This window comes from Streptomyces cacaoi, assembly GCF_006539165.1.
Taxonomy (GTDB): domain Bacteria; phylum Actinomycetota; class Actinomycetes; order Streptomycetales; family Streptomycetaceae; genus Streptomyces; species Streptomyces cacaoi.
In genome coordinates, this window is sequence record NZ_BJMM01000096.1 from 1 (window position 1) to 11,670 (window position 11,670).

The following is an 11,670-nucleotide window of genomic DNA, read 5'->3' on the forward strand; positions in this document are numbered from 1 at the left end:
CCGGGACTGGTGCCCGTTGTACGACCGGCCGTCCCGGGCCGGGCACTGGATGTGCGCGCACGGGCCCACCGGGGGGACGGAGGACGGCGCGCTCCCCCAGGGCGGCGGCAGCGGAACGCCCGCCCCGACGGGGGACGGGGCGGGCGGGCTCGGGCTCCGGGCGGCGACGGGGAAGGGCTCAGACCGCCCGGCCGCGCAGGGTCAGGGCGCGGCCGAGGCAGGCCAGGGCCGCCGTGCAGGCGACCGTGCGGACGGCGTTGGCCCGCGTCCACGGCCGGGTGAACGCCCCGCGCAGGGCGGCGAGTTCACCGGCGGCGCCGGACAGTCCACCCGCGGCCAGCCGCCGGTTGAGGGGAACGTTGACGACCGTCGTCAGCGCCACGACGCCGCCGTAGAGCGCCAGCGCGGCCCACGCCCACCGGGCCGCGGCCCGCCGGCCGAGGAGGCGCAGCTGCCCCGCGGCGAGCCCGGTGGCCAGGAAGGCACCGAAGAAGACCAGCCCGAACAGGCCGTTCTCGATGGCCTCGTTGATGTTCCGCATGGCCAGGACGTAGGTGTGGTCGTCGCCCCGGTCGAGCCCCGGCATCACCGAGACGTCGAAGGCGAAGTAGAGCCCGGCGCTGAGCCCCATGGCGATGGTCGCGGCGTACAGCGCGGGCCCGGCGCCCTCACGCGGGCCCGGCTGCGCCGGTGCGGTCGGTTCGGTGGTCACGGGTGACCCTCCTTGCGGCGGTCCCGGGCGACCCCGGCGCGGGGCCGCCCGGCTCGGTGGGGAGGACGGAAGAGCGGACGTCGGGTACGGCGCGGCACGCGGGGAGGCGGGCGTCGGCCCCGGCGTCGGGCGTCGGATGTCGGGCGTCGGGCGCCCGGCGTCAGGCGCGAGGCGCGAGGCGCCGGGCAACAGGTGTCGGACGTCGGGTGCCAGGCAGCAGGCGCCAGGCAGCACGTGCCACGTGCCGGGCACCAGGCGTCGGGTATCGGGTGTCGGGTGTCAAGTGCCGTGCGGCGGGCACCAGGTGGCGGGCGACAAGTGCTCGGAAGCAGGCGCCAGGCGTCAGGCGCCCAGCGCCAGTCAGCAGTTGCCGGGCGTCAGGCGGCAGGCGTCAGGCACGGGGCGCCGAATGCCAGGCACCGGGCATCACGTGTCAGGCCGGGTGGGTGATGGCGGTGAGTCGGCGCTCGTAGCGGCGGCGCAGCACGGTGCGGCCGAGCAGCCGCACGGGCGGCGGCATCGTCGCCTCGACGTGCCGCACGGCGGCGGGCTCCGCCCCGTCCAGCATCCACGGCGGCAGATACGCGAGCACGCCGCGCGGCGCGGTCCGCACCAGCCGCTGCTCCAGGTCCAGGTAGTCCCGGACCGTCAGCCTCGCGAACACCGGGAAGGCGACCCGCTCCTCGTCCGCCAGATGTGCGCACAGGACGTCGGAGAACCGCTGCGCCGCTGCCCCCAGCGCGGCGGGCCCGGCGTCGCGCAGCGCGGCCGAGACGGCGGCCATGGCGGCCTCCAGCTCGGCGTGGTCGCCCGCCAACGCCTCGGCCTGCCCGGCGCATTCGGGCAGCCGGCGGGCCAGCTCGGGCCACAGGAACGCGTCCTCGCTGCGGTGGTGCCACTCGATGACGTCCCGCAGCCTGCCCCACCAGCGGCCGGCGTCCGGCAGCCCGGCGGGGCTCAGCGCGGGGACCGCGGCGAGCAGGCGGCGTGCGTCGCGCCGCATCGCCACATGCATCAGCGCGAATCCGTGGAAGTGGCCCGGCAGGGAGTCGAGCCGCTCACTGCTCATGGGCGCGTTCGTGGTCACGGTTGACGACTCCTCTGCGTTACGCGGGCGTTCAGCGCGCCCGCTCCCTCCGGTGTGCACGGTGTCGCACCGTGCCGCGGCCGGCCGGTGGTGCGGGGCGCGGCCACGGCACCGTCTCCGGGCGCGGGTCAGACGTTCCAGGCACCGCGTGCCGCCGCCTCCTGGGCGAATGCGGAGAAGTCCTTCGGCTTACGGCCGAGCGCCTCCTCGACGCCGTGCACCAGGTGCGCGTTGCGGCCGTCCAGGACGGTCTCGAACAGCTCGGCAAAGTCCTCCGGGAGGCCCTCGGCGACCAGCGCCGCCCGGTACTCGTCCTTGGTCACCGGGATGTAGCTGATCTCCCGGCCGATGGCCTTGCTCAGCTCGGCCGCCACGTCGTGGAAGCTCAGCAGACGCGGCCCGGACAGCTCGTACGTCTTCCCGATGTGCTTCGCGTCGGTGAGCGCGGCGACGACGACGTCCGCGATGTCGTCGGCGTCGACGAACGCCTCCACGGCGTCCCCGGTGGGCAGGGCCAGCTCACCGGCCAGCACCGGGTCGCGGAAGAAGCTCTCGTCGAAGTTCTGGTTGAAGAAGCTGGAGCGCACGATCGTCCAGTCGGCGCCGGACTCCTTGACCTTGTCCTCGCCGGCCACGGCCAACTCCTCGCCCCGCCCGGACAGCAGCACCAGCCGGCGGGCGCCGCGGGAGACGGCGAACCGGGAGAACTCCGCCACGTGCTCGGTGGCGCCCGGGAAGGCCAGGTCCGGGTAGTAGGTGATGTAGGCGGCGGTGACACCCTCCAGCGCGGGCCCCCAGGTGCTGGAGTCCTCCCACACGAAGGGCGGTTCGCCCGACCGCGAGCCGACGCGCACGCTGTGGCCGCGCGCCGTCAGCCGCTCGGCGACCCGGCGGCCGGTCTTCCCGGTACCGCCGATCACCAGAATCGTGCCCTGCTGTGCGTTCTGGGTGTTCTCTGTGTTCGTCATGGAATGCAGTCAACTCCTGTGCGGTGGGTCGAGCCATAGCCACAACGCTCAGCTCCATACGCGGCCGTCCAAAGGAGTCCTCAAGAGCGCGAGCTACCGCGTGAACTCCGAACAGCCTGACAGCGAAGGGGAGTTGAGGCCATCGCGGAAAGCCCTTTCTCCAGCGACTCCCGAGCGGGCTTCCAGCTGCGCCGATGCCGTGTGCACACGGGGTCGCGCCCTTCCGCACGGCACCACGCCACCGGAAATCCGACCGCCCCGCCGGAAGCGCAACACACCGCCCGCTCCGGCGAATTCCCCGCACCGGAAAACCCCCGTCGAGCACTCCTCGACCATTCTTCGAGGAATTCTCCAGCGCCGTGCCGTGCCGTGCCGTGCCGTGCCGTGCCGTGCCGTCAGGAATGATCGCCCGCAGTCAGGGCCGGCCGGGACGGCGCGGGCGGCGAGGAAGGCGCCGGTCGCCCGCTCCAGGGCATCGCCGGCGCGGCTCCGGCCCAGTGGGTCCGGCACGGCGCCCCGAAGGAAACGCAATCACGCAACGGCCCCTGCTCGGAGGAATGCCGTGTGGGCAGCGTGAACAAGCTCTGAGATACGACTTGCGCTGTCGACGATTGCGGAGGTCGGGACCCCGACCTCCTGAGCCCGGTGCTGGAACGCTTCGCGCAGCCACGGGTATCCGTGCCGCTCGTACTCCTTGATCCTCTGCTCACGCTGGTCGTCCCCCTCCCCCAGCGCTCGCGCCTGAATCTTGCTCAGTGTCCCCGTGACACGACCCGTCTGATCCGCGACAACCATGGCCCGGTCGGACCTGCCCTCTGCGGGAGTGCGCGCCAGGTCCGAGTGGTCCAACCCGTCTATCTGCTTCTTGATGTATGTCTCCTGAGCCTCTCTCACGGCTCGCCATGCCTCACTGTCCCGAACGACAGAGCGCGTAACAGCCACCAGGCGGTCACGCGAAAAGAGCGGCTCCTCCCCGGGCTGCCGGGCTCCTCCCCGGGCCAGACTCCCGAAGACCTCGCCCGGATACCGAGCGAGCACTTTCGCAACGGCCCGGCGCACGGCGCCAGGCATGAATTCGGGGTTCTTGGCAACGTGCGGACCGTAGGCAGCAACCACTTGCTTGCGTGCTCTGCCTTCGCGGCTCATCTCACGCTCCAGCGCGGCAGCACACTTCCCCAACGTTCCTTCACCGCCGCGACCATCAGTCGAGACCTTGGCCACAACGTCCCAACAGAAATCCCTCTCCCGCGCCTCCTGCTGATCCCCCCGCTGCCACTGGAAAAACGCCAGCACTACCACGCCGACCAGCGCAATAACACCTGCGGCGAAACAGGACTTCTTACGCTTACTCCCCATTAGCCGATTTCCCCAGACGTGCACCCCTTGGTCTCACTGAACCCGGAGTTGCACCAGGTGTGCGCATCACCTTCGAGATCCCCCATAGTCCGCCGCTGTTCACGATGTCAGCATCCGGCACCCCGGCTTCCTCAGCTCTTTCATCGATCATTTCCCGAAGTCACGGACAGCCATTCTGGGCACGGCACCCGCCGTCTGAGTCTTCGGACCCGCGACCTCGCGAACGTAGCCTGCAATCCGCCGCTTGCCCTCTTCCTTGTGCGCCATATCACCATCCGTCGGCGCACTCCCACCCGGCGGGCCCGGATCCCGTTTCTGCCGGTGCGACTTCTCCCACTCGTCCGGAGTCTGTACGCGCTCACTTGCGTCGGAGCCCACGCCCCCTCCCCTCCTACGCCCAACTTGGCGCGCTTTCCTCCCGTTTCAGCCATGCACAGCTGCACCGGGCCGTGCTGGACGCACTCGGCTCCCGAGGTGAGCTGGACCGGGCATCGGCCATCGTCGCAACGGCCTCGGTTCGCGCCAGACGGGGGGGCACACGCCCGCCCGGGTGTCGAATGGAGCGAACGGCCCTGCGTGGGCTTGCCGGATTCCGGCTTCCCCACCGACCGCTCCCCGGCACCGTGTCCGTCCCGCACCCCGCCGCCGTCCGCTCGTCCGGCAGCCGACGCCGACGACGGACGCCGTCGACGGACGCCGTCAACAGCGCCCGCTATCCGGCCCGTTCCGCCGCCGCGGTGGCCAGCAGTCGGGCGAGCGCGTCGGCCGGTGCCGAGCCGTCGACGAGGACGAGGAGTGGGGCACGGGACCCGGCCGCGGCCAGCAGCCGGGCCAGTTCGTGGGCGGTGCTGCCCGCGCCGGACCAGCCGCCCAGTACCGGGCAGGCGCCGTGCGCGGCCAGCGACCGCAGTGCCGTGCGCCGCTCCGGCACCGTCCCCGGCACGGGATCGAGCAGCACGAGCGCCTCCGGGCCCGGCCAGCGGCGGGCCACCTGCTCGTACCGGGCGCGGGGCACCCCGTGCGCCGGGACGAGGCAGACGGCACCGGCGCCGGGCCGCGTCGCGGTCCGCAGGGTGGCGACGTGCGGACAGCGTGGGGCGCCGCCGTCCGGTGTGGCGGTGCCCACCAGCTCCAGCACCCGGCGGATCGTCGTCGAACCGTCGGCGGCGCGCGGCAGTTCGCGCAGCAGGTGCATGCCCTCCCGCAGCAGGCCGCGCGCCTCGCCCGGCCGGGGCAGTTCGTGCGTGGCGGCCAGTACCAGCCCGCCGGTGTCGTCGTGGTGCGCGACCAGGGTGAGGGCGTGCCCGGACGGGGCGTCCAGGGTGCCCAGTTCCTCGATCCGGATGCCGTGCTCGGCCAGTCCGTCGAGCGGTCCGGGCCGCAGGCGGCTCTTGAACACCAGGAGGCTGCCGGGCTCCTCGTCGGGTGCCGGCCCCCGCGTCGTCTCACCGGGGCCCGCCGTCCCGGTCCGGCCCGTCCACTCCGCCACCTGCCCGGCGGAGACCCACTCGTAGCCGCCCATGTCCAGCACCCGGTCCCGCAGGGCCCGCAGCAGCGCGGGCACGGTGCCGCCCGGGTCCACCTCGATCCACACCGGCAGCGGGTTGCGCAGCGCGCCCGCCATCCGCTCCACCCCGTCCAGCGGGACGCCCCGCCCCGAGACGGCGACATCGAAGCGGACGGGGCGCGGCCCCTCCGCGCCCGAGTCGCGGTGCAGCAGCAGCGCCCAGGCCGTCTGGAGCGCGCTGCTCTCGGTGGCGCCCCAGTCGGCTGCCCAGGTGGCCAGCCGTGTCGTCTCGTCCGGGGTGAGCCGGGCCCGCGCCCGCCCGGGGCGGGTGCCCCGCGCGGGCTCCTCGGCACCGGCCGGCAGGGCGACGGGCACCGGTCCCGCGCCGGCCGGCGGCGCCACGGACGACCAGAACTCCCGCGCCGGGCCCGGGTCCCGGCCCTCCAGCCAGCGCACATGGTCGGCCACGTCGGGACGCCGCTCGCCGCCGGGCAGCCGGCCACCGGCCAGGTAGGCGCGGCAGAACTCCCGCAGCAGCAGCCGGACGCTCCACTCGTCCAGCAGCGCGTGGTGGTAGGTGAGCACGAACCGGTGCGGCAGCGGCCCGTCCGTGTCCGGCGAGCGGCGCACCCCGCCCAGCAGCGTGATCCGCAGCGGACCGGGACGGCGCACGTCCATGCCGCGCCGCCGGTCCCGCTGGACCAACTGGGCCCAGTCCGCCGCACCGTGCGCCAGACAGCGCACCTCGGCCGTCACCCGCTCGTGCAGCAGCAGCGCGGGGGCCGGTCCCGCGGCGTTCTCGAACGCGGCACGCAGCACCCGCTCCCGGTCGACGACGGACTGCCACGCCCGCCGGAACCGCTCCGTGTCCAGCGGCCCGTGCCAGGCCCACAGCGACTGCTCGACGTGCCGCCCTCCCCCGGGTGCCGCCGCCTCCCCCACCAGCAACTCCCGCTGCAACGGGCTGACCCCGACCCGCCGCACGGCCTCCGCCGCACCGTCGTGCGCCCCGGCCCGGCACACACCCGGCCCCCGTGCCCGCTCATCGGACGCCCCCACCACGGCACTCCCGGCGCCACCCGAACCGACCGCCCCGTGCTCCTCCTCCGCCCCGGCGCCCGGGTCCGCACCCGCCTCCCCCTCGGAACCCCGCGTGCGGCCGGGCGCAGGGACGTCCCCCGGGTCCGACGCGGAGTCCGGCGCCGGCGGCCCGGCCTCGTCCGGCCCCCCGGCGGTCAGCAGGTCCGCCAGCAGCCCGACCGGGAACCCTTCCGGGTCGGGCCCGTGCAGCGTGAGCACGGCCCGGCCGGGCCCGGCCGGGCGCAGCTCCCAGTGGTGCGTACGGGCCGTGGGCCGGTGCGCGGCGATCCGGCCCAGCGCGGGGCCGATCCGGTCGTACACCATCTCCCCCGCGGGGCAGCGCAGTTCGAGCACGAGGGGGCCCGGCACCGTGCACCGCCCGGGATCGACGATCACGGCCCGCGCCGCCCTGCCCCGCCGCCCGCCCCCCGGGCCACGCCCGGCAGCCCCGGACTCCGCCGCCATCCCGAACGCCCCCTCCCCGTCCTTACGGACCCACGCGCAGAGCGCACCGGCCACCGCCCGCGCGCACCGGGGCGAGACCGCCACACCGGCGGCACACCTCCCGGCACCGTCCCCGCACGGTAGCCACACCCCCGCCCCCACCCCGCATTCCTCGACCACACCTCGACGCGAACCCGAGCGGTCCTCGGGGGGGCTGGCGGGCGTGCGCCCCCTTCGCGCTCTTGACGGCGCGGGGCCCCGAAGTGAAAGTCGTGCAATCGCCCGCAATCGGCGCCGTGGAGGAAGAAGGCAGACATGAAACTGCGGTTCCTCGGGATCATTCCGAACACCGGCAAGGACGACTCGCCCACCATCTGGCTGGACGAGGACAGCGGGGATCTGCTGATCCAGTCTTACCGGGCCACCGATGAGGAGAGGAAGGCGTGCCAGGAAGTCGGATCGGTCCCTGGCCACGGGACGGACGTTCCAGAACACGAGGCAGTCATCCGACTGCCGAAGGTCATGCTCCAGTACATTCCTCGCCCCGACGGAGACGCCGCCGATGAAGCCTCCGGCACGTGAGCCCCTCTCCCACACCCGACGGTCCGCCCTGCACCTTGAGGTCCGGGACACGTACCAGAGCACGGACCCGGACTTCCTCGCATGGCGAGAGGGACGCCGTACGTTCACGCCGGGCAACAGGGCCGACTGGTGGGAGGGTTGGCACGACGTCGTGCACGCTGCCACTTGCCGCGGGGTGAGTGTCCGGCGTGCGCGGGTGGTCTCCGAACCGCTGACGGAGTACGTGCGTTGGGAGTACGCCTACACAGTGACCAACCTCGCCGCTGGTGAACAGGTCCGCTGGCTCCCTCGGCGCAGCGCCAGAGATCTGGCGGTGCCCGCCGTGGACTATTGGGTCTTCGACGGCGAGCTGGTGCTGTTCCACCATTTCAGCGGCGACGGAGCGTTGATCGAGCGTGAGTACGTCACGGACCCCGCGCTGGCCGCCTGGTGCACCAGCGCTTTCCACGAGGTCTGGGAACGAGCCACGCCGCACGAGGAGTACAAGCCGGTCGACTGAACCATGCCCCAGTCACACTCATCCAGCGCACAGCGAGCGCGCCGGGAACTGGCCTACCGACTGCGGGAGTTGGCCGAAGACGCCGGGCTCGACGGCAAGGACCTGGCCGCACTGTGCGGCTGGCATCCGTCCAAGGTGTCCCGGATATCGACCGCGAAGACCCAGCCCAGCGCCGAGGACATCCGGGCATGGTGCCGGGCGTGCGGCGTGGAGGACCAGGCCGCCGATCTGGTGGCCTCGTTGCGGGCTGTCGAAGGCACCTGGCTGACGTGGCGCCGGCTGGAACGTGCCGGGCTACGTCGGTCGCAGGAGGAGCGCCTGCCGCTGTACCTGCGCACGACCCGGTTCCGGGCCTACAGTTCCTGGGCTCTTCCCGGCCTCCTCCAGACCTGCCAGTACACCGAGGACGTGCTGCGGAACATCCAGCAGCAGCGTGTTCCGCTCGACGACGTGCCGAACGCCGTGGCCGCACGCATGGAGCGCCGGCATGTACTACGCGAAGGGCAGCGACGTTTCGCCTTCCTGATCGAGGAACCGGTGCTCCGCAACACGCTCAGCACGGGAGAAGCACAAAAAGAACAGCTGGAACATCTGCTGGCCGTGAGCGGCCTGCCCAACCTCAGCCTCGGCGTGATCCCCGTGGCCCAGCAGCGCCGGCAACTCCCCACCGAGAATTTCTGGATCTATGACAGCGCACAGGTCAACGTGGAGCTGGTCTCCGGCTACCTCACGTTGACGCAGCCGAGCGAAGTGCGGGCGTACGCCGACACGTTCGCCACGCTGGCCGGGATGGCGGTGTACGGCGAACGCGCTCGCGGACTGATCATGTCAGCCATGGAGCGGCTCAGGTAATTGCCGTGCAATCGCACGCAATCAGCAGGGGGGTGCGGTCCTGCCGTGCCTAACGTCGTCATCGGACGGCAGGAGCAGCTGCGTCAGGAGGGACGGCACCGGTGAAGCCGATCGCGCCTGAACAACCGTGTCGGATACAGCCGTTGTCGAAGCGCCTCACCCGCTGACCGCCGCTCCGAGCTGTGCAGCACGCACGGCTCATATCGTCCCACCCCGGCCGATCAGCGATGCGCGCCAGTGGTGGCGACCACACTCCCGCTCCGGCGGCGAAGCCCTGGACAGGTCGAACGCCGGAGCGGGTGCCCCATCCGCAGAGGAACCCCTGCGGCACACGGGCCATGCCCTCCGACGTTACGGCGACATGGCCCCTCGCGAAAGAGGAGGTCGGTAGATGAGCACTGCGGCAGTCGATACGTACGAGACACGCACGCCCGATACGGAAGGGTGGCGGGGCGTACCCTTCCGGCACCCCCGCGATCTGCGACTTGCCGCCCAAGCCGACGGCGGGAAGCACGACGGAGGGCCGATGCCGCCGGAGGCTCCCCGCGAGCCGGGGGGTGGGGACGACGGGGACGACGGGTGAGCCCCCGGCTGCCCCTGTGACGCAGTGATGAGACCCCGTCCGTGCACAGCCCTGTCGCCGGACGGGGTCTCCCTGCCGCGCCGGAACGGACGCGTGGCCGTGGACCGGCCCCCGTGCAGGGCAGCGGCCAAGGCAGGCCCTACGGGCGGAGGACGAGCTTGCCCACGTGGGTTCGGTGGGAGAGGTCCTCCTGGGCGCGGGCGGCCTGGTCCAGGGGGTAGGACGCGGCGACGAGGGGCTGGACCGCGGCGGTGCGGGCCAGGTCCATCAGGAGGGCGAAGTGGGTGGGGGTGTGCATGGCGGAGCCGATCAGCTGCGCGTTGTGCAGGTAGAGGCGGCGTACGTCGAAGGTGATGCCGTAGCCGCCGAGCGCACCGGCGACGACCCACCGGCCGCCCTCGCGCAGCAGGGGCAGCCCCTCGCTCACCAGCTCTCCGGCGACCACGTCGAGCGCGACGTCGACGCCGTCGGGCGCGGCGGCGGCGAGCTGGCCGGTGAGGTCCCCGGTGCGGTCGAGGACCTCGTGGGCGCCGGCCTCCCGCACGGCGTCGATCTTGCTGCCGCTGCTGATCGCGAGCACCCGTGCTCCGCGTGCGCGGGCGAGCTGCACCAGGGCGATGCCGACGCCGCCGGACGCGCCCGACACCAGCGCGGTCTCCCCCTCCCGCAGCCGGCCCCGCTCGATCATGCCCAGTGCGGTGCCGTAGGCGGTCGGCAGCGTGGCGAGCTGTTCGTCGGTGAGCGGTGACTCCGTCACGTCGTGTACGCGCGCGGCCGGGGCGGTCACGTACTCCGCGTAGCCGCCGTCGCGTTCGCTGCCCATCAGGCCCACCGGGTTGGCGTCCGGGCCGTCGGTGTCGTAGACGGCCGGGTCGACGACGACGCGGCGGCCGACGAGGCTCTCGTCCACGCCGGGCCCGGCTGCCGCGACCCGTCCGGCCACGTCGGCGCCCTGGATGCGGGGGAAGTCGACCGGGCCGCGCCAGCCCGAGGTGGCCTTCGGGTCTCCGGGACGGCCGTAGGCGCCCTCGCGGGTCCACAGGTCGGTGTTGTTGAGCGCCACGGCGCTGACCCGGACGAGTACCTCTCCGGTCTGCGGGGCCGGCACCGGCACCTCTGCCTGTTCGAGGACCTCCGGCCCTCCGTGCCTGGTGATGCGCGCTGCGTGCATGGTCGCGGGGACACCCATCGGGGAACCTCCTCGTAGGTATACTGATCTGTGAACACCTCCACCCTATACCGACCAGTGAAGGAATGCTCGTGCAGGACACGCGAAGCCTGACGCCGGCGGGACGCCGCATCGTGGCGGCGGCCGAGGAACTCTTCTACGACCGCGGGATCACGGCGGTCGGCGTGGACCTGATCGCCGAGCACTCGGGCGTGACCAAGCGCACCCTCTACAACCGGTTCGGGTCCAAGGACCAGCTCGTGGCCGTCTACCTCGCGGAACGCGACCGGCGCTGGCGGTCCCACGTCCGGGCCGCCGTCGACGCCTGCGACTCCCCCGCCGAGGCCGTTCTCGCCCCCTTCGAGGCGCTCCGGACCTGGAGCGGGGCCGGCGCCCGCGGCTGCGCGTTCATCAACGCGCTCGCCGAACTCCCCGATCCCGCGCACCCCGCCCACCGCATCGCCGCCGACCAGAAGCTGTGGCTGCGGAACCTGTTCGAGGAGCTCGCCACCGCGGCGGACCGCCCGCGGCCGGCCGCCCTCGCCACCCGGCTCCTCGTCCTGCACGAGGGCGCGCTCGCCACCCAGCCGCTCGCGCTCGACACCCTGACGGAGACCACCGCGCTGGCCCGCGCCCTGGTCGCGGACGACGCCGTGTGACCCGCGGCGGCCCGACGGCCCGGCGGACGGCTCGCCAGGCCCCGCAGCGCGGCGGACGACGGCCCGGCGACCCGACGGCCCGGCGACCCGGCGACCCGGCGACCCGGCGACCCGGCGACCCGGCGACCCGGCGACCCGGCGACCCGGCGACCCGGCGACCCGGCGACCCGGCG

The 11,670-nt window shown here is 73.3% G+C and carries 10 protein-coding genes; 4 read left to right on the top strand and 6 right to left on the bottom strand.

The genetic code is table 11. The annotated features are described in order from the left end of the window. Positions 1-178 precede the first annotated feature (178 nt). The 5 genes from SCA03_RS33750 to SCA03_RS33770 form a co-directional block, all read right to left on the bottom strand. Positions 179-712 carry an anthrone oxygenase family protein gene (locus SCA03_RS33750; protein WP_230989094.1) on the bottom strand — a complete coding sequence of 178 codons (534 nt, stop codon included), beginning with the start codon at positions 710-712 and terminating at the stop codon, positions 179-181. 433 nt (positions 713-1,145) lie between these two features. Next, positions 1,146-1,799, bottom strand: a complete 654-nt coding sequence (locus SCA03_RS33755; protein WP_030874400.1) for a hemerythrin domain-containing protein — start codon at positions 1,797-1,799, stop codon at positions 1,146-1,148. Positions 1,800-1,927: 128 nt separating this feature from the next. Beyond that, the gene (locus SCA03_RS33760; RefSeq protein WP_030895217.1) at positions 1,928-2,767 is read right to left on the bottom strand and encodes an NmrA family NAD(P)-binding protein; all 840 of its coding nucleotides are present in this window, start codon (positions 2,765-2,767) and stop codon (positions 1,928-1,930) included. Positions 2,768-3,298: 531 nt separating this feature from the next. After that, positions 3,299-4,123, bottom strand: coding sequence for a DUF6571 family protein (locus SCA03_RS33765; RefSeq protein WP_086818366.1), 825 nt, complete (start codon positions 4,121-4,123; stop codon positions 3,299-3,301). Positions 4,124-4,835: 712 nt separating this feature from the next. Continuing rightward, positions 4,836-7,106, bottom strand: coding sequence for a condensation domain-containing protein (locus SCA03_RS33770; protein ID WP_141275850.1), 2,271 nt, complete (start codon positions 7,104-7,106; stop codon positions 4,836-4,838). A 363-nt stretch (positions 7,107-7,469) separates the two neighbouring features. On the opposite strand from SCA03_RS33770, the gene SCA03_RS33775 reads away from it, so the two are divergent. The 3 genes from SCA03_RS33775 to SCA03_RS33785 are packed head-to-tail and all read left to right on the top strand — an operon-like array spanning position 7,470 to position 9,087. Beyond that, positions 7,470-7,736: a hypothetical protein gene (locus SCA03_RS33775; protein WP_030874410.1), complete on the top strand. Its 267-nt coding sequence runs from the start codon at positions 7,470-7,472 to the stop codon at positions 7,734-7,736. Continuing rightward, on the top strand, positions 7,717-8,235 hold the full coding sequence (locus SCA03_RS37385) for a DUF6879 family protein (protein ID WP_030874412.1): 519 nt from the start codon (positions 7,717-7,719) through the stop codon (positions 8,233-8,235). Before SCA03_RS33775 ends, SCA03_RS37385 begins: the two co-directional genes overlap by 20 nt. 3 nt (positions 8,236-8,238) lie before the next feature. After that, the gene (locus SCA03_RS33785) at positions 8,239-9,087 is read left to right on the top strand and encodes a helix-turn-helix domain-containing protein (RefSeq protein WP_030889196.1); all 849 of its coding nucleotides are present in this window, start codon (positions 8,239-8,241) and stop codon (positions 9,085-9,087) included. A 722-nt stretch (positions 9,088-9,809) separates the two neighbouring features. Here the strand turns inward: SCA03_RS33785 and SCA03_RS33795 are convergent. Then, complete coding sequence (locus SCA03_RS33795) at positions 9,810-10,859, bottom strand: zinc-binding dehydrogenase (protein WP_086816921.1); 1,050 nt, start codon at positions 10,857-10,859, stop codon at positions 9,810-9,812. 65 nt (positions 10,860-10,924) lie between these two features. On the opposite strand from SCA03_RS33795, the gene SCA03_RS33800 reads away from it, so the two are divergent. Next, positions 10,925-11,497 carry a TetR/AcrR family transcriptional regulator gene (locus tag SCA03_RS33800; RefSeq protein WP_086816923.1) on the top strand — a complete coding sequence of 191 codons (573 nt, stop codon included), beginning with the start codon at positions 10,925-10,927 and terminating at the stop codon, positions 11,495-11,497. The last annotated feature ends 173 nt before the right edge of the window (positions 11,498-11,670 follow it).